The sequence below is a fragment of the Photorhabdus tasmaniensis genome (assembly GCF_011189505.1).
Classification (GTDB): domain Bacteria; phylum Pseudomonadota; class Gammaproteobacteria; order Enterobacterales; family Enterobacteriaceae; genus Photorhabdus; species Photorhabdus tasmaniensis.
Window position 1 is genome coordinate 41,233 of sequence record NZ_PUJU01000011.1, and the last position, 17,844, is coordinate 59,076.

General features: G+C 43.9%; 15 protein-coding genes. 9 read left to right on the plus strand and 6 right to left on the minus strand.

From position 1 onward, the window contains the following. Nucleotides 1-300: 300 nt before the first annotated feature. From rpoD to rpsU, 3 genes are all read right to left on the minus strand, one after another. Nucleotides 301-2,151 carry an RNA polymerase sigma factor RpoD gene (gene rpoD, locus C5471_RS06975; RefSeq protein ID WP_133815528.1) on the minus strand — a complete coding sequence of 617 codons (1,851 nt, stop codon included), beginning with the start codon at nt 2,149-2,151 and terminating at the stop codon, nt 301-303. A gap of 170 nt (nt 2,152-2,321) precedes the next feature. Then, nucleotides 2,322-4,067, minus strand: a complete 1,746-nt coding sequence (gene dnaG / locus C5471_RS06980) for a DNA primase (RefSeq protein WP_133815527.1) — start codon at nt 4,065-4,067, stop codon at nt 2,322-2,324. A 121-nt stretch (nt 4,068-4,188) separates the two neighbouring features. After that, the gene (gene rpsU / locus C5471_RS06985; RefSeq protein WP_001144069.1) at nt 4,189-4,404 is read right to left on the minus strand and encodes a 30S ribosomal protein S21; all 216 of its coding nucleotides are present in this window, start codon (nt 4,402-4,404) and stop codon (nt 4,189-4,191) included. A 307-nt stretch (nt 4,405-4,711) separates the two neighbouring features. Here rpsU and tsaD point away from each other — a divergent pair, with 307 nt between their 5' ends. Beyond that, entirely contained in the window at nt 4,712-5,725 is a 1,014-nt protein-coding gene (gene tsaD / locus C5471_RS06990) for a tRNA (adenosine(37)-N6)-threonylcarbamoyltransferase complex transferase subunit TsaD (RefSeq protein ID WP_133815526.1), read from the plus strand. A gap of 69 nt (nt 5,726-5,794) precedes the next feature. Here tsaD and plsY read toward each other — a convergent pair whose 3' ends face one another. After that, nucleotides 5,795-6,445: a glycerol-3-phosphate 1-O-acyltransferase PlsY gene (gene plsY / locus C5471_RS06995; protein WP_133815525.1), complete on the minus strand. Its 651-nt coding sequence runs from the start codon at nt 6,443-6,445 to the stop codon at nt 5,795-5,797. A gap of 106 nt (nt 6,446-6,551) precedes the next feature. Between plsY and folB the strand changes: the two genes are divergently transcribed. Then, entirely contained in the window at nt 6,552-6,902 is a 351-nt protein-coding gene (gene folB / locus C5471_RS07000) for a bifunctional dihydroneopterin aldolase/7,8-dihydroneopterin epimerase (protein WP_133815524.1), read from the plus strand. 178 nt (nt 6,903-7,080) lie between these two features. After that, nucleotides 7,081-7,899, plus strand: a complete 819-nt coding sequence (gene bacA, locus C5471_RS07005; protein WP_133815523.1) for an undecaprenyl-diphosphate phosphatase — start codon at nt 7,081-7,083, stop codon at nt 7,897-7,899. A gap of 93 nt (nt 7,900-7,992) precedes the next feature. Here the strand turns inward: bacA and C5471_RS07010 are convergent, their stop codons facing one another. Together C5471_RS07010 and C5471_RS07015 are read right to left on the minus strand one after the other, a co-directional pair. Continuing rightward, complete coding sequence (locus C5471_RS07010) at nt 7,993-9,219, minus strand: multifunctional CCA addition/repair protein (RefSeq protein WP_133815522.1); 1,227 nt, start codon at nt 9,217-9,219, stop codon at nt 7,993-7,995. Nucleotides 9,220-9,235: 16 nt separating this feature from the next. Beyond that, nucleotides 9,236-9,856, minus strand: a complete 621-nt coding sequence (locus C5471_RS07015) for a TIGR04211 family SH3 domain-containing protein (protein WP_133815521.1) — start codon at nt 9,854-9,856, stop codon at nt 9,236-9,238. Between the two features lie 266 nt (nt 9,857-10,122). Between C5471_RS07015 and C5471_RS07020 the strand changes: the two genes are divergently transcribed. The 6 genes from C5471_RS07020 to C5471_RS07045 all read left to right on the plus strand — a co-directional run bounded on the left by C5471_RS07020 (nt 10,123) and on the right by C5471_RS07045 (nt 17,821). Further along, nucleotides 10,123-11,073, plus strand: coding sequence for a CYTH domain-containing protein (locus C5471_RS07020; RefSeq protein WP_133815520.1), 951 nt, complete (start codon nt 10,123-10,125; stop codon nt 11,071-11,073). A 16-nt stretch (nt 11,074-11,089) separates the two neighbouring features. Then, nucleotides 11,090-13,933, plus strand: coding sequence for a bifunctional [glutamate--ammonia ligase]-adenylyl-L-tyrosine phosphorylase/[glutamate--ammonia-ligase] adenylyltransferase (gene glnE, locus C5471_RS07025; RefSeq protein WP_133815519.1), 2,844 nt, complete (start codon nt 11,090-11,092; stop codon nt 13,931-13,933). A gap of 95 nt (nt 13,934-14,028) precedes the next feature. After that, nucleotides 14,029-15,453, plus strand: coding sequence for a bifunctional D-glycero-beta-D-manno-heptose-7-phosphate kinase/D-glycero-beta-D-manno-heptose 1-phosphate adenylyltransferase HldE (gene hldE / locus C5471_RS07030; RefSeq protein ID WP_133815518.1), 1,425 nt, complete (start codon nt 14,029-14,031; stop codon nt 15,451-15,453). A 1,140-nt stretch (nt 15,454-16,593) separates the two neighbouring features. Further along, nucleotides 16,594-16,794: a hypothetical protein gene (locus tag C5471_RS07035; protein WP_133815517.1), complete on the plus strand. Its 201-nt coding sequence runs from the start codon at nt 16,594-16,596 to the stop codon at nt 16,792-16,794. 12 nt (nt 16,795-16,806) lie between these two features. Then, on the plus strand, nt 16,807-17,577 hold the full coding sequence (locus C5471_RS07040; RefSeq protein WP_133815516.1) for a hypothetical protein: 771 nt from the start codon (nt 16,807-16,809) through the stop codon (nt 17,575-17,577). A 31-nt stretch (nt 17,578-17,608) separates the two neighbouring features. Next, the gene (locus tag C5471_RS07045) at nt 17,609-17,821 is read left to right on the plus strand and encodes a hypothetical protein (protein ID WP_133815515.1); all 213 of its coding nucleotides are present in this window, start codon (nt 17,609-17,611) and stop codon (nt 17,819-17,821) included. The last annotated feature ends 23 nt before the right edge of the window (nt 17,822-17,844 follow it).

Consider the following 17,844-nt stretch of genomic DNA (forward strand, 5'->3'; position numbering starts at 1 on the left):
ACAGTTTTGCTTGCGGTCTAGCTTTGCAAACTCGTATGATCACTTTGTATACAAAATTAAGTTTTTATTAAGTAGTAGAAGGGGATAGCGGTATATATTGGTTGTTTTTATGGCTTATTTAACGTTTTTATAAATCATTGGATTAATTTTTAATAAGATCTTTGGCGTTATCGGGTCATATTATTATCCCGATGATCAATATATTTTTATATGTGATTATATTAATCATCTCCCTTTATAAAAAACAAAAGCGTCCGCCGAAGCAGACGCTTTTCAGTTAGCATGACTTAAAATTGTTGATTATTCATCAAGGAAGCTACGGAGCACTTCAGAACGACTTGGGTGACGCAGTTTACGCAATGCTTTCGCTTCGATCTGACGGATACGTTCACGGGTGACATCGAACTGTTTGCCGACTTCTTCCAGTGTATGGTCAGTATTCATATCGATACCGAAACGCATACGCAGTACTTTTGCCTCACGAGCAGTCAGGCCCGCCAGAACATCGTGGGTGGCTGAACGCAGGCTTTCTGAAGTTGCAGAATCCAGCGGCAGTTCCAGCGTTGTATCTTCAATAAAATCACCTAAATGTGAATCTTCATCATCACCAATCGGGGTTTCCATTGAGATAGGTTCTTTGGCGATTTTCAGTACTTTACGGATTTTATCTTCCGGCATTAACATCCGTTCTGCCAGTTCTTCCGGTGTTGGTTCACGTCCCATTTCCTGCAACATCTGACGGGAAATACGGTTGAGTTTGTTGATTGTTTCAATCATATGAACGGGAATACGAATGGTACGTGCCTGGTCGGCGATTGAACGTGTAATCGCCTGACGTATCCACCATGTAGCGTAAGTTGAGAATTTGTAACCACGACGGTATTCAAATTTATCAACCGCTTTCATCAGACCGATATTACCTTCTTGGATCAGATCCAAGAATTGCAGACCACGGTTGGTATATTTTTTGGCGATTGAAATAACCAAACGTAAGTTGGCCTCAACCATCTCTTTTTTCGCACGGCGAGCTTTTGCTTCACCGATGGACATCCGGCGGTTGATATCTTTCACCTGTTCAATGGTTAAACCGGTTTCTTCTTCAATCTGACGAAGTCTGTTCAGACTACGTTGTACTTCTTCTTCAACTTCAAGTAATTTTTCAGACCACGGTTTGTTCATTGCTTTTGCAGCAGTGAACCAAATGTCACTGGTTTCATTACCGGAGAACAGAGTGATGAAGTTTTTCTTCGGCATTTTGCACTGCTCAACACACATTTTCATGATTTGACGTTCTTGAAGACGAACGCGATCCATCATAGAACGCATGTTGTTGACCAGATAATCAAACTGTTTTGGCACCAGACGGAACTGTTTGAAAACTTCTGAGAGCATTAAGATTTCAGCAGCCGCATTTGGATGGTTACGGCCATTTTTCTTAATTTCCTGACGGGTGATCTCATACTGTTCTTGCAGTTCCCGGAATTTCTGGCGAGCTAATTCCGGATCGATGCTGTTGTCATCATCACTATCGCTATCTTCGTCACTGTCTTCACTTTCGTCGTCTTCATCATTATCAAGTTCTTCCTGTGGGAGCTCAGAACCAACGTGAGTAGCGGTAGGTGCGAGGTCTTCTTCTGCGTTCGGGTCGACAAAACCGGTAATAAGATCTGACAGGCGGGCTTCACCTGCTTCTACACGATTATACTGTTCCAGTAAATAGGTGATTGCCTCAGGATATTCAGCAACAGAGCACTGTACCTGATTGATGCCATCTTCAATGCGTTTAGCAATGTCGATTTCACCTTCCCGGGTCAATAACTCAACGGTACCCATTTCACGCATGTACATACGTACTGGGTCGGTGGTACGACCGATTTCAGATTCAACGCTAGACAGGACTTGCGCAGCAGCTTCCACAGCGTCTTCATCTGTGTCGTTAGTGGTTTCTGCTAGCATCAGATCATCGGCATCAGGTGCTTCTTCCATTACCTGAATGCCCATGTCATTGATCATCTGGATGATATCTTCGATCTGATCGGAGTCGACGATATCTTCCGGCAGATGGTCATTGACCTCAGCATAGGTCAGATAGCCTTGCTCCTTACCACGGGTGACAAGTAGCTTTAGCTGTGACTGCGGGTTTTGCTCCATAAGACGGTATCCACACTTCAGAGTATTTGGGTTGGTGTCGGTCGGCGAAACTAATCTGCCAACAATAACTTTCAGGGGCGTTTTCGTTGTATTGCCGCTGCCCACTTATCGCGGCAAAATGTAGGGTTATTTCCCTACCTAATGCGGCATTTAAGCCGTGAATTCAGTGTTTACTTTCTGGCACGGGATTCATTAATCAAGCGAACTTCTTCGCGCTCTTCCGGTGTCAGGCCTTCGGTTCTTGCCCTGGCGATAAGAATATCTAAACGTTCTTCTAACGCTGAATCAACGAGATGATCCAACGCGTCACGAAATGTATTTTCTGCTATTTCTTCTACTTGTATATCGTTCCATGCAGCTAATTTTTCAAGTTGTTTACTAAATTTATTATCACGATATTGTTCTAGCAGCTGTCCAGTTGTCAGCCCTGGCTGAGTAAGACAAACCTCTACAAGCTCCATAAACAATGGCAAGCCTGCAATTTTGGCCTGCATAATTCCCTGCAACGGGGGAACTAAAGCCGCTAAGTGTGGGTTTTGTACCAACAGTCCTATAAGTATACGCATAGTTGTCGGTTTTAGCTGCGGCATCTGATAATTATTCCCACTTTCCAAACGCTGTGGTAATAAACGTTCCAACTGCACTGCATCGGGAATACCTAACATATTGCCGAGTTCTTGCCTCATATAGAGGCGCAGAGTTTCCCCTGGAATCTGGTTAATCAATGGTACCGATAGTGAACTGAGTTTTGTTTTCCCTTCAGGATTACTCAAATCAACTTGTGGCAATAACGATTCGAATAGAAATTCAGACAATGTGTGAGATTGCCCCATTCTTTGTTCAAATGCTTCACGGCCTTCTTTACGAACTAGTGAATCAGGATCTTCGCCATCAGGCAAAAACATAAAACGTAACTGCCTACCATCATTAAGATAAGGCAGTGCTGTTTCCAATGCTCGCCATGCTGCGTCACGTCCCGCTCTGTCGCCATCGTAACAACAGATAATGTTGTCAGTAGCACGGAAAAGTAACTGAATATGTTCCGATGTCGTCGAAGTACCTAACGAGGCAACGGCATAATCAATACCAAATTGTGCCAGAGCCACCACATCCATATAACCTTCAACCACTAATAACCGTGAAAGGTCACTGTGATTTTGTTGCGCTTCATAGAGGCCGTATAGCTGGCGACCTTTATGGAAAATTTCAGTTTCTGGTGAGTTGAGATATTTTGGGAGTGCATCTCCCAGAACCCGCCCACCAAATGCAATCACGCGCCCCCTACGGTCACGGATTGGAAACATGACTCGTTCACGGAAACGGTCGTATGTACGGCCATTATCATTAGATACCAGCATACCGGCGTCATTTAACTGTTGACGATCTTCCGTGCTGCGGGCAAACCGTTTCAAAGCGTTATCCCAGCCTGCGGGAGCGAAGCCAATTGAGAAACGGTGGATAATCTCTTCACTAAGTCCACGTTGAGCCAGGTATTGCCGGGCTTGTTGTGCAGCGGAGCTATTTAGTGAATTCTGATAGAAGCTGTTAAGCTTATCCATCAGCTGATAAAGATTTTGTCTTTGGTGGCGTTCTATTTGACTGCTGCCGGAGCCTGCTTCATAAGGGACTTCCAGCCCATGCATCGCGGCCAATTCTTCAATAGATTCGACAAACTCAAGTCTATCGTAATTCATCAGAAAATCGATAGCGTTGCCGTGAGCGCCACAACCAAAACAATGATAAAACTGCTTATCGCCATTAACAGTAAATGAAGGTGTCTTTTCATTATGAAACGGACAGCACGCGTGGTGATTTTTACCCTGTTTTTTAAGTGGCACACGAACATCGATCAGGTCGATAATATCGGTACGAGCTAATAAATCATTGATAAATGCGCGCGGAATTCGTCCAGCCATAAGCCCTTTTTACGCCTGTTGATGAACGACAATAAGCCGCGCTCCCTTTCGGAAAGCACGGCCTTTATCTGCAACTACTGTTGTCTGCAAATTCAATCACTATGCGGATCAACCGCAAGGATTAGTACAGACGAGTGCGGCGTGCGTTTTCACGAGCCAGCTTTTTAGCGTGACGTTTTACAGCAGAAGCTTTAGCGCGTTTACGTTCAGTCGTTGGTTTTTCATAGAATTCACGACGGCGAACTTCTGCTAACACACCTGCTTTTTCGCAGGAACGCTTAAAGCGACGCAGTGCTACATCGAATGGCTCGTTTTCACGTACTTTAATTACCGGCATGTGCCTCTCACCTCAATAGAAATCGGTCTTGCTGGCGTGGGATGCCAGCCATCTTAAAATGGTGCGGAATTTTACTTCAATGAACATGGCTTTGTAAAGCGCAGAAGCAAATTGAAACAACAACATTACAATGGTGACTTGCAGCGAAATTTGCCAATCAGTTCCGTAAATATTGATGATAACCACACAGGGATTTTACATAGACTACTGATTATAGACTAAACAGTAAAAATAGTCAGCATGTAAACCGCGCAAATTATCTTATTAATGATAAACTGATTCTCTTCTGTGGAATATAGGTAGTGTAATGCGAGTTTTAGGTATAGAAACGTCTTGCGATGAAACCGGAATCGCAATTTATGACGATCAAGCCGGTTTATTAGCGAATCAATTATACAGTCAGATTAAATTGCACGCTGATTACGGCGGTGTTGTGCCTGAACTGGCTTCACGTGACCATATCCGCAAAACAGTTCCCTTAATTCAGGCTGCTTTGAAAGAGGCAGGATTAACCCGTAAAGATATTGATGCAGTGGCTTATACCGCAGGTCCTGGTCTGGTTGGTGCATTATTGGTGGGGGCGACTATTGGCCGTTCTCTGGCATTTGCCTGGGATGTTCCTGCGATTCCTGTTCATCATATGGAAGGGCATTTATTGGCTCCGATGCTGGAAGATAATAGCCCTGAATTCCCGTTTGTGGCTTTGCTTGTGTCCGGTGGTCATACTCAGCTTATTAGCGTAACCGGTATTGGTGAATATGAGCTGCTTGGTGAATCGATAGATGACGCCGCAGGTGAAGCATTCGATAAAACAGCTAAATTACTTGGCCTGGATTATCCGGGAGGTCCGTTACTCTCCAATATGGCGCAGAAAGGGGAAGCCGGGCGTTTTGTGTTTCCTCGTCCGATGACAGATCGCCCTGGGTTGGATTTCAGTTTTTCGGGGCTGAAAACTTTCGCATCTAATACGATTCGCAACAACAGTGATGATGAACAGACCAGAGCAGATATTGCCCGCGCTTTTGAAGATGCGGTTGTTGATACATTAGCGATTAAATGTAAAAGAGCGCTTGAACAGACCGGGTTCAAGCGGCTGGTCATGGCCGGTGGCGTCAGCGCCAACTTCACATTGCGTGCCAGAATGAAAGAGGTCATGGCAAAATTGGGCGGCGAAGTATTTTATGCGCGTCCTGAATTCTGTACAGATAACGGCGCTATGATTGCGCTTGCCGGTATGATCCGCCTGAAAGGCGGAGTCAGCGACGCTCTTGGCGTAACGGTTAAAGCCCGCTGGCCACTGTCTGAATTACCTGCATTATAAATCTTTTATACAGTGAAAATAGAAAACCAGTCACTCAATCAGTAGCTGGTTTTTTATTTGGCAATATTATTAATCTTCTTTTCCTTGCTCTGCCTGAATTTTTTCTTCCTCAGTCATCTCTTTTTTCTTTTTGAGCTTGTTCCAGATACGACTTTCCTGGCCGCGCCACAGGCGTTGGATATTATCATGGTGACGGAGCAGTACCAGACAGCAGAGCATGGCAACCGGAAAAGTAAATTCAGGTTTAAACCACCAGACATAGAAAGGGGCTATCAAGGCGCTGACAATTGCGCCTAGAGAGGAATAACCACTCAGTAATACTGTCAACAGCCAGGTACCTGTCATCAAACCCATCAGATCCCAGCCAATTGCGGCAATAGCACCAAAAGCCGTTGCTACTCCCTTACCGCCTTTAAAATGGAAAAAGATCGGATAAATATGGCCGAGACAAGCCGCTATTGCCGTAATTCCCAGATAAAAAGGGGGAACATTAAGCTGATAAGCCAGCCAGACTGGGACCATACCTTTCAGAACATCACAAATCAGTACCACTGCCGCAGTACTACGGCCACCAATCCGCAATACATTTGTCGCTCCTGGGTTACCTGAACCATGCTGGCGGGGATCCGGCAGCCCAGCCAGACGACAGATAAGTATTGCGCTGGAGATTGAACCGCAAAGATACGCGAAGATAATCATGCCAAGCGCGATAGCACTCATAATGTCTCTCCAATAATAATGGTCGTTTTCTTAGCCTAGTCATGGATAATACGCATATTTAGTCGGAAGTGGTATCCGACAAGTTGAAAAACAGGAAAGCGACGTGATGGATATCGTATTTATTGAGGAATTAGCTGTCATCACCACCATTGGTGTTTACGATTGGGAACAGACCATTAAACAGAAGTTAGTGTTCGATATCGAAATGGGATGGGATAATAAACGCGCATCTTCCAGCGATAATATCGAACATTGCCTGGATTACGCCGAAGTTAGCAAAGCGATTATCAACCACGTAGAAAATCAGAATTTTGCTCTGGTTGAAAGAGTCGCGGAAGAGGTGGCTGATCTGCTATTAGACCGCTTTAATTCGCCATGGGTACGGATAAAAGTCACTAAGCCGGGGGCAGTGGCACAGGCTCGTCAGGTCGGTGTTATTATTGAGAGAAAAAAATAATCCGATCAGCAGTGAATTCAGTTGTCATATTATTGTCATTATTCTTGCATAGGCTGGCATACATCATTGCCAGGCGTGATAATTATGTCAATTGATTAATGGCAATGGAAAAATGGTAGCTGGATCCATCTGTGCTACCTGTTTTGGAGATTTATTTAATGGAGTGCGATCTCTCTATATGACTGACTTTTCTACCTTGTTTCATGCATTTATTCTTGGTGTTGTTGAAGGGCTGACGGAGTTTCTTCCTGTTTCCTCAACGGGCCATATGATCATCATTGGTCATTTGTTGGGGTTTACCGGCGATAAAGCTGAAACATTTGAAGTCATTATCCAGCTTGGATCGATTCTTGCGGTGGTAGTGGTATTTTGGCGTCGTTTGTTTGGGTTAATTGGTATTCACTTTGGTGAAGTTCCTCACGAAGGTAAAACCAACGGTAAGCTGAAACTGAGCCACATTCTTTTGGCGATGTTACCTGCGGTGACACTTGGGTTACTGTTTCACGATACTATTAAATCATTGTTTAACCCACAGAGTGTTATGTACGCCTTGATTATTGGTGGTGTGTTACTGATTACCGCAGAAATTCTGAAACCTAAAACACCGAAAGCAGAAGGGCTGGATGATATTACTTATCGTCAGGCTTTTATGATTGGTTGCTTCCAGTGTCTGGCATTGTGGCCGGGATTCTCTCGTTCAGGCGCGACAATTTCGGGTGGAATGCTAATGGGGGTTAACCGTTATACCGCATCAGAGTTCTCGTTTATTCTGGCAGTACCGATGATGATGGGGGCGAGTGGGCTGGATTTATATAAAAGCCTGCATTTTTTGACCGTTTCTGATATCCCAATGTTTGCTGTCGGTTTTATTACTGCATTTATTGTCGCATTGATCGCAATTAAAACCTTCCTGGCATTGATTAAACGTATGTCTTTCCTCCCATTTGCTATCTACCGCTTTATTGTCGCCGCCGCTGTTTACTGGGTATTTATGTAGTGAATGATTCCCCTGATATCGATTTAATTCAGATATCATCCAACGTTTGATATCAGGGGATGCACCGAATATTTGATCTTTCAGACAACAATACTAATCTTGTTGTTGCTTCCATTCAGCCAACGCTTGCTGACGCTGGCGTCGCAACTCATCACCAATATCCGCACCACGCAAGCCGCTGTCTACAATACTTTTCACCTGGACTTGGCTGGCAACCTTAAATGCCTGTTGCAGATAATGACCTTGTGGATAGGGGGTATCTTCAAAACCGGTACGACCCCGCGCATCTGCTTCACTGGTGATAATCAACTGATCTATTCGCTGAGGTTTACGCCACGCATCAACAGAATCAAACAACTTAAGCAATGTTTTTGGCCGCAATTGATCGACGGTATGCACTAAGTCATGATATTGAGCGACCAGTTTTGCCAGATCACGGGCAGAATTAGGCACACGCAGACGTTGGCACAATTGATCGACTAACTTAACGCCTGCTGGCCCATGTCCATAATGATGAGGCCACTGTTCCGGCGGTGTCAATCCTTTGCCAAGATCATGGCATAGAGCAGCAAAACGGCTATCTACTTCATCTGTCAGCTCAGCGACAACTTTCAACACCATCAATGTGTGAATACCGGTATCAATCTCAGGATGCCACTTTTCCGGTGCGGGAACGCCAAACAGATTATCAATTTCAGGAAACAGTACCGCCAATGCACCACAATCACGTAAAACCTGAAAAAAAACTTGCGGTGAATGGGTGGAAAGGGCTTTTTCTGTCTCTTTCCAGACACGCTCGGGTGTGAGTGCTGATAACTCTCCGTTGGTTGCCATTTTTGACATTAACGTTAATGTCTCTGGTGCGATGGTAAATCCCAAATGGGCGAAACGGGCGGCAAAACGGGCGACTCGTAATACTCTCAGTGGATCTTCTGAGAATGCATTGGAAACATGGCGTAAAATACGATTATTTAAATCATCAACCCCACGGTAAGGATCGACAAGCTCGCCTTCGAATGTTTGAGCAATCGCGTTAATGGTCAGATCACGGCGTAGCAAATCATCTTCCAGTGTGACATCCGGCGCGGCATAACAGGTAAAACCCGTATATCCCGAACCGGATTTTCTCTCAGTGCGTGCCAGCGCGTACTCTTCATGATTTTTGGGATGCAGGAACACCGGAAAATCTCTGCCAACTTGCTGATATCCTTGAGACAATAATTCTTCCGGAGTCCCACCAACAACAACCCAATCCCGTTCTTTCACCGGAAAATTTAGCAGGCGGTCGCGTACTGCACCGCCAACCAGATAGATTCTCACCTGAATATTCCTTAAATTAACTCATCCAACGGTCATTACGTTTACGACGCGGAACCATGTGTGGCAGTAACAGCCCTAAAATTAAACCTGCACCTGCAACACCACCGCCGTACATAAACCATTGCAGAATGATATTGCGTTGTTTGTCATCAAGTTGCAGATTCGCAGCATCGAGTTTTTTCTCTGCCACAATCAGTTTACTTTTCAAGTGTTCATTTTCTTTTTTCAGTCCTGCAATAACGTCATCGCTGTTTGCAACTTTTTGTTGCATATCGGCAGTACGCTGATTCCAGCTATTGTCTATATTGGCTAACTTATCCGTCAATATCTTGATTTCCTGCGCCATCTCCGGGAGGCGGGTGCGCAAGCTCGGTTTATCACTGAGTTGGTTAACGGGCAGCCAGACAAGACGGCCTTTATCATCCTTCACCTGAGCGTAATTACTGTCTTGGTTGATGCTTATCAATGTGACTGCATCACCAGCATTCAGCGTGCCAGCAATACGATATTTGTTACCCGGCCCAGCGTGTGTGTAGGTAGATAACTCATCAGATACATAGCGCTTTTCTTCCGCATGGGCAGTAAGCGAAAAGCTCAGGCTGAATAGCGCTGTAAGAAGTAAATGTAATTTTCGCATTGTCATTTCAACTATTCTTTATCTATGGTGAGTTTAGAGCTTGATAGTAAAGAGTTAAGTTTGCTAGAGCAAACAGTAAACCGAAATAGGAATTATCTTAACGGGTCGAATACGGGGTTTACGGGTTGTTTGTTTAACAGCACGTGTTTTGCCAATTACTATCATAACTTTCAGCAAAGAGAAAATGTTAATTTTTTCACTTAATCATAGAAAAAAGAGAAAGCAGAGTAAGATAATAACCAAAAATTGCCATCAATGGTGCAGATATGAGTGTTGAAATTGAATTAAAACTTACCGCTAAACCACGAGCTATTCCTGTCATCCGTCAGCAATTATTGTTATTTCCTCATCACTACTTTGCGCCGCAAAAGTTGACCAATATCTATTTTGAAACGGCGGAGAACCAACTGCGCGGTCTTGATATGGGATTGCGTATCCGTGGTTTTGACGACCAGTATGAGATGACAATCAAAACCGCCGGGAAAGTGATCGGTGGGCTGCATCAGCGACCGGAATACAATGTGCCATTGTCAAAACCGGAACTGGCGTTGACATTGTTTCCTCCTCATATCTGGCCTGAAAACTGTGATGTAGAAGCGCTGCAATCTCGTTTAAATGCGTTATTCAGCACTGACTTTATGCGCGAGAAGTGGGTGGTTACTTACGGGCAAAGTGAGATTGAAGTTGTGCTTGATCAGGGAGAAATCATTGCAGCAGACGGCAAAGAGCCAATCTGTGAGTTTGAGCTGGAGCTGAAACAGGGAACTGTCACGGATGTATTAGCGTTGGCCGTTGAGTTGGCAAAGTCAGACGGCTTGCGACAGGGAAATAAAAGTAAAGCGGCTCGTGGTTATCAATTAGCTCAGGGGAAACCAAAGGCCGTTTTGACTTCTGTTCCAACAGAAATTGATATGCAGCAGCCATTACCTGCTGTACTTTCGTCAATATTGACCCATTGGCAAGAGCAGGAAGAGTACTGGCTGGCTGGCTTATCAGAAGGTCGGCATGGTTTGAAGCAAGTACTCACTTTAGTTCAGCGGATGATCGACTATGTTAATGAACCGATAAGCAGGTCGGAACTGTTGGATAATCAATGGATGGCTATTGACCAGACATTATCAGCAGCGGAAACAGTGGCTGAAACGCTGTGTTACAGCTCGAGCTATTTGCAATGTAAGTTAGCACTGACTATGTGGTTAGTTCGTCTCACTGCTTGAATAACAGGAATTCTCTATGTTGCCACTTTCGACCCCGCTTCTGGCTCAGTTACAGAGTGTGGCCAAGCATTTTCAGGAACTGGCTTTGCGTGTTAAAGATCTTGCTCCTCATGAGCAGGCTGTGTTGTCACTGAGTGATTTTGTTGTTGATAATCTGCAAATTCACCCAGAATGGTTAACCGAAATCCGCCAGAATCCACCGCAAGCGCAGGAGTGTCATCAATACGCGGAATGGCTGCAACAGGGACTTTCATCAGTAGAGAATGAAAATACCCTGATGCGGGTTTTACGTCAGTTCCGTAACAAAATTTTGGTCAGAATCGCCTGGTTACAGGCGTTGCACCGCAGTACGACTCAGGAGACGTTGCAACAGCTCAGTATGTTGGCTGAAACGCTGATTATTGCTGCTCGTGACTGGTTGTATCCGCGTTGTTGTCAGGATTGGGGAACCCCTTGCAATGATCAGGGCGAACCACAACCCCTGTTAATTCTGGGCATGGGGAAACTTGGCGGTGGCGAGCTGAATTTCTCTTCCGATATTGATCTGATTTTTGCCTATCCTGAAGACGGTATTACCTGCGGTGGCCGCCGTGAAATGGACAACGCTCAGTTTTTTACCCGTTTGGGGCAGCGTCTTATCAAAGTGCTCGATCAGCAAACGGTGGATGGTTTTGTTTATCGGGTTGATATGCGTTTGCGCCCATTTGGCGACAGTGGTCCACTGGTATTCAGTTTTGCCGCATTGGAGGATTATTATCAGGAACAGGGACGTGATTGGGAGCGTTATGCGATGGTCAAAGCGCGAATTATGGGCGCTGGCAGCGAATCGTATTGTGACGAATTACGCCGGATGTTAAGGCCGTTTATCTTCCGCCGTTATATTGATTTCAGTGTGATTCAGTCTCTGAGAAACATGAAAGGGATGATTGAACGTGAAGTTCGTCGCCGTGGTTTGAAAGACAATATCAAACTGGGGGCGGGAGGTGTCCGTGAAATTGAATTTATCGCGCAAGTATTCCAGCTTATTCGTGGTGGCCGTGAGCTGTGTCTGCAATCTCCGGCGCTGTTACCCACGCTTCAAGTAATAGAAAAATTGGAGCTTTTGTCGTCATCACAGGTAGAACAACTTGCTGACAGTTACCTCTTTTTGCGGCGGCTGGAAAATCTTTTACAGTCAATTGACGATCTGCAAACTCAGACGTTGCCGGAAGATGAACTGAACCGTTCACGGTTGACGTGGGGAATGGGATTTGAAAGCTGGGATGAGTTGATGATTGCATTGAACAGCAAGATGGGCGCTGTTCGGGTCATCTTCACGCAATTAATTGGTGATGACAGTGATAACAATGAAGAAGAAGCGGGTCATGTGCCATTTAAGAGTTTATGGCTGGAAAGTCTCGAAAAAGAAGAGCTAATCATGCTGGCTCCGCATTTGGATGGATCAGTTGCACAGCAGATATTACATATCATTGCTGTATTCCGTCAGGATGTGGGAAAAAGAACCATTGGCCCTCGCGGACGTGACGTCCTTGATCATCTGATGCCACGTTTGTTGGCAAAAGTTTGCTTGCGACAAGATACCAATACGGTGCTGGAGCGGGTTATTCCGCTGTTGTTGAGCATTGTCAGCCGCACAACTTATCTGGAACTGATGTTGGAATCAGAAGCCGTACTAACACACGTTATCCGGCTGTGTGCGGCTTCACCGATGATTGCCACTCAGCTTGCCCGCCACCCCTTGTTGCTGGATGAACTGCTTGATCCCCAATTTCTGAATAAACCCTTACCACTGACTGCCTATAAAGATGAGCTGCGGCAATATTTGTTACGGATACCAGAAGATGATGAAGAGCAGCAATTAGAGGCTCTTCGCCAGTTTAAACAGGCGCAATTACTGAGGATTGCGGCGGAGGATATCACCGGCGTGTTACCGGTGATGAAAGTGAGTGATCATCTGACTTATTTGGCCGAGGCAATTATTGAGGCGGTGGTTCAACAGGCGTGGGGACAAATGGCAAAACGCTATGGTATTCCATCACATCTGAATCAGCGGCAAGGGTTGGGATTTGCTGTAATTGGTTATGGCAAACTGGGGGGATGGGAACTGGGTTACGGCTCCGATCTTGACTTGGTTTTCCTGTTGGATTGCCCGATGGATGTCATGACTGATGGTGATCGATCGATTGATGCCCGGCAATTTTATTTGCGTCTTGCCCAACGCATTATGCACCTGTTCAGTGCCCGAACTTCCTCTGGTGTGTTGTATGACGTAGATGTCCGCCTGCGACCTTCGGGCGAATCAGGAATGTTAGTCAGTACCATCGGAGCGTTTGCTGATTATCAGCGGAATGACGCGTGGACTTGGGAACATCAGGCATTGGTCCGCGCCCGTATGGTCTTTGGCGATGAAAATTTGCATCAGGATTTTGAGCGGATACGCCACCAGACGTTATGCACGGGCCGAGAACCGGCTTTATTACGTCAGCAAGTCAGGGAAATGCGGGAGAAGATGCATAAACATTTAGGCAGCGGCCATTCAGATCAATTTGATATTAAAGCTGATCCGGGTGGGATCACGGATATCGAATTTATTGCACAGTATCTGGTACTGCGTTACGCCTCTGAAAATGAACGCCTGACGCGCTGGTCGGATAATGTACGGATTTTTGAGTTAATGGCGGCTTATGGAATTATGGATGAAGATGAAGCTGCCGCGTTAACTCAGGCTTATGTCTCCATGCGTGATGAATTGCATCATTTGGCGTTACAGGTGTTTTCCAGCCGAGTACCCGCTGATTGTTTCCGAAAACAGCAGGAGCGGGTAGGTCATAGCTGGCAGCAATGGTTGGGTGAACAATAACGGGTTATAGCGGTTTGGTGCATGGATTTTACTGGCATTTTCCTGAGCTATGGTAATATTTATCACCAGTTAATATCTGATATTTGGAGTAGGGGATGAAAGTGACACTCCCGGATTTTCACCATGCGGGTGTTTTAGTCGTTGGTGATGTGATGTTAGACCGCTATTGGTATGGGCCAACCAGTCGGATTTCACCGGAAGCGCCGGTACCTGTAGTAAAAGTAAATACCATTGAGGAACGTCCGGGAGGGGCGGCCAACGTTGCTATGAATATAGCTGCTCTTGGGGCGAATTCACATTTGGTTGGTTTGACAGGGATTGATGACGCGGCGCGTGCACTGGATAAAAAACTGAGTAGTGTTAACGTGCGCTGTGATTTTGTTGCTGTGCCGACTCATCCGACAATTACCAAACTGCGGGTACTTTCCCGTAACCAGCAGTTAATCCGCCTGGATTTTGAAGAAGGTTTCGATAACGTCGATGCGCAACCGATACTTGAGCGCATTGAACAGGCGTTACCTCATATCGGCGCATTGATTTTATCTGACTACGCCAAAGGCGCGTTGAGCCGGGTCCAGAAAATGATCAAACTGGCGAACGATGCTAACGTGCCGGTGTTAATTGATCCGAAAGGGAGTGATTTTGAGCGTTATCGTGGTGCAACTTTACTCACGCCGAATTTGTCTGAATTTGAAGCGGTCGTGGGCCACTGCAAAGATGACGACGAATTGGTTGAGAAAGGCACTAAACTGGTTAAGGACTTAGATCTACAGGCATTACTGATCACCCGTTCTGAACAGGGGATGAGTTTGTTGAGCGTTGATCAGCCACCATTACATTTGCCAACACAGGCGCAGGAAGTGTTTGATGTTACTGGTGCCGGCGATACGGTGATTGGTGTGTTGGCAACCGCGATTGCGGCTGGAAGACCATTGCATGAAGCTTGTTTTCTGGCGAATGCCGCAGCGGGTGTTGTGGTTGGCAAATTGGGAACCTCGACGGTTTCGCCAATTGAGTTAGAGAATGCTGTTCGGGGCCGTGCTGAAACGGGTTTTGGTATTATGAGTGAATTTCAGCTTAAACAGGCCATTGCTCATGCTCGTCAGCGTGGCGAAAAGATTGTGATGACCAATGGTTGTTTCGACATTCTGCATGCTGGTCATGTTTCTTATTTGGAGAATGCTCGTAAACTGGGTGATCGGCTAATTGTTGCTGTTAATAGTGATGTTTCTACCAAGCGGCTGAAAGGTGAGACTCGCCCTGTTAATCCACAAGAACAGCGAATGATTGTGTTATCTGCTCTGGGAGCTGTGGATTGGGTTGTTCTGTTTGAAGAGGACACACCGCAGCGATTGATTGCCGATGTTTTGCCGGATGTATTGGTGAAAGGAGGTGATTATCAGCCTGAGGAGATCGCTGGCAGTGAAGAAGTTTGGGCGGCGGGTGGTGAAGTCAAAGTGCTGAACTTTGAAAAGGGTATTTCAACAACCAACATCATCAAGGCGATTAAAAAGCAGTGAATGACTCGTTATAAAACAGAGCTTGTTGGGAAATAAAGTACTGGCCGGAGCATGCCGATTGGAGTGAAAAAGAGAACACTCCAGCGGCATGGTTTTGTGAGCAGGGCAGGGCGGGATTTAACTTTGTTTATCTTGCCATATTTAATTCATTTACCCGTGATTTTACACACGATTTATTTTACATTTACCTAACCTGCCATGAGTATTTAAAAATGCAAGTGAAAAGGTATTAAAGCTTTTGGCTTTTTTATCAAGGTCGGATTTAACTCGGTAAATGCGAGTTTTTAGCTGCGGATTTAATGGTATTTAATCGGAAATGATTAACCGTTAAAAGAGAGTTGAAAAGAAATCCACATATAAAAGAATATTATCCGAACGGAACAGGTATTAAAGCGTTTTATCGACGGTTATTTTACGAATAAAACCCTAAAAACAATGCAATAAAAAAGGGATAAAACGGTTAATGTGGCAGGATTTAAACTCTGAAAAAGGTGGGTAAAACAGCGTTGGTAAAGATAAAAAGTGGAGAGGTTTAAGGTTTTATTAGACCACTACAGTTAAACGTAAAACATGATAGCGGATGATGATTAAACTTAATAAAAAGCAGGCGTTAAAAGGGGTAAAAAAACGGTTAAAACTTTATACCGATTAAAATCATCAGTTAAAAAAATGAAGTTTAATAACAGTTTAAAGCCTGCCTTGTGTTTTGTGGGTATTTTAATTAATGGCTTTGGAGTTTGATCTTTATGACCGTACCTTTAATTGACAGGCTCCGGTCGGGCAACCAATTGTTGTTGGTTTACCAAATCGAGCCAACAAGGTGCGCATTATTTACTTCAGACACGCACAGCGGTACTCAATGATGATTTAAAACCCGATTTGAGCATTGGTATCCGGGAATAAAATTAGGTGAAGAAATGGAACATTATTTGATAGAGGCGGTTGCCGTATAAGTTCCTCACACATTTTTATGCCATCGGTTATTTTTTATAGACTAAAATAAAATGTTTGGAGTTTGTATTTTCTTTTGCAGGAAATTAATGTCAATTATTGTCCTTTTTTAATGATTTGGTTGATGATGTAGTCACTTTTTATGTGGATGTGTTATATTGATTTTTTAATTAAAAATGGAGATATTGTATGGATGAGAAAGATGATTTGATGCAAAAAGTAAATAATATCATGGTTAATAGTTCAGTGAGACCTGAGGATAAATTGGCTGTAATGATGATGTTCTGCTTTAAGTTATTATCAGTAACTCAAACTGAGATGATTAAAATGCGTGTTTCGAATGGTAGAGAGTTAATATTAAAATTTGAAGAAAGCAAAGTTAATCATTGATTGAGGTTATATATGGAATTCGATAGTAACAGCCATGAAAATGCTATACAAGAAGCTCAAAGAATTTTAAAAGAAGCTCAAACTGATTTTGCTTTAAGATTAGAAAAGGCGGTTGAAGGTGTAAGGGAAGTTGCACAGGAAACAATGCACACCATAGGAAAAGGAGGGCAGAGGGCTTTATGGAGAACTTCATATTTTTTTGACGGTTATGATGATGTAAACCAAAGAATAAATAGAGAAGATGCGAGGATTTTTCTCGCGGCGCGGTCGGTAGCCAAAGGAGGTTTATTTGAGAATAATGTTATAAAAAAGTTTGTTGATATTTACATAGATAAATTATTGGAGCCTCATGAGCATGATCAGGCTTTTCTAAATGAACTGCATGAAAAATTAGTTCGTTCGTCTGCCAATATGATGTATTTAGTAGCTAAATTTAAGACATCAGGGTTGGCAAAAAATGCTGTTGTTTCTGCTATAACAGAAGCTATTTATGTAGCAGTAATTAAAAAAGCATTTATTAGGGAAGGCTTTAAGAAGCTTGGAATGTCGATCACTTTAGCGTTTCAATTTTATGGTTATTTTGATAAGTCAGCTGTATCTGCGAATAAGTTAAAAAGAGAATGTCCTGTTTTATATTGGTCTTTTTATGCTAATGAGATAGAGATGTTGTATTTTATTTTTGAACCTTTATTTAAAGAAGGCATGACTGCAATACAAAAAGGAAAAGGGAGTAATATAGATGATGTTTATTTGGCTATAATGGAAATCGTTGGTTATAACTGAACTGTAGGTCATGTTAGTTAGGAGCTAAGATATGTTTAGTAAAGGATGGTTAAGAAGAGAAATAATGTCATGGCTAAAGGAGGTTTATTCTTATATAATATGGTCTTTTATTCCAACTTTATGTGTTTTTAGTTGGTCTCTTTTTGTGTTTATTGTTTTCCCAAATCATTGGGGCTTGTTAACTGTGGTAGGTATCATTGTTGTTTTATTATTTACTGCTTATTTTGCATTTAAATCTAACTAAGCATATTTTATATGCTTAGTTAA

Excerpts from the sequence above, each read along its gene's own strand:
- rpoD (WP_133815528.1), bottom strand. The coding sequence starts at position 2,151 with ATGGAGCAAAACCCGCAGTCACAGCTAAAGCTACTTGTCACCCGTGGT.
- dnaG (WP_133815527.1), bottom strand. The coding sequence starts at position 4,067 with ATGGCTGGACGAATTCCGCGCGCATTTATCAATGATTTATTAGCTCGT.
- rpsU (WP_001144069.1), bottom strand. The coding sequence starts at position 4,404 with ATGCCGGTAATTAAAGTACGTGAAAACGAGCCATTCGATGTAGCACTG.
- tsaD (WP_133815526.1), top strand. The coding sequence starts at position 4,712 with ATGCGAGTTTTAGGTATAGAAACGTCTTGCGATGAAACCGGAATCGCA.
- plsY (WP_133815525.1), bottom strand. The coding sequence starts at position 6,445 with ATGAGTGCTATCGCGCTTGGCATGATTATCTTCGCGTATCTTTGCGGT.
- folB (WP_133815524.1), top strand. The coding sequence starts at position 6,552 with ATGGATATCGTATTTATTGAGGAATTAGCTGTCATCACCACCATTGGT.
- bacA (WP_133815523.1), top strand. The coding sequence starts at position 7,081 with ATGACTGACTTTTCTACCTTGTTTCATGCATTTATTCTTGGTGTTGTT.
- C5471_RS07015 (WP_133815521.1), bottom strand. The coding sequence starts at position 9,856 with ATGCGAAAATTACATTTACTTCTTACAGCGCTATTCAGCCTGAGCTTT.
- C5471_RS07020 (WP_133815520.1), top strand. The coding sequence starts at position 10,123 with ATGAGTGTTGAAATTGAATTAAAACTTACCGCTAAACCACGAGCTATT.
- glnE (WP_133815519.1), top strand. The coding sequence starts at position 11,090 with ATGTTGCCACTTTCGACCCCGCTTCTGGCTCAGTTACAGAGTGTGGCC.
- hldE (WP_133815518.1), top strand. The coding sequence starts at position 14,029 with ATGAAAGTGACACTCCCGGATTTTCACCATGCGGGTGTTTTAGTCGTT.
- C5471_RS07035 (WP_133815517.1), top strand. The coding sequence starts at position 16,594 with ATGGATGAGAAAGATGATTTGATGCAAAAAGTAAATAATATCATGGTT.
- C5471_RS07040 (WP_133815516.1), top strand. The coding sequence starts at position 16,807 with ATGGAATTCGATAGTAACAGCCATGAAAATGCTATACAAGAAGCTCAA.
- C5471_RS07045 (WP_133815515.1), top strand. The coding sequence starts at position 17,609 with ATGTTTAGTAAAGGATGGTTAAGAAGAGAAATAATGTCATGGCTAAAG.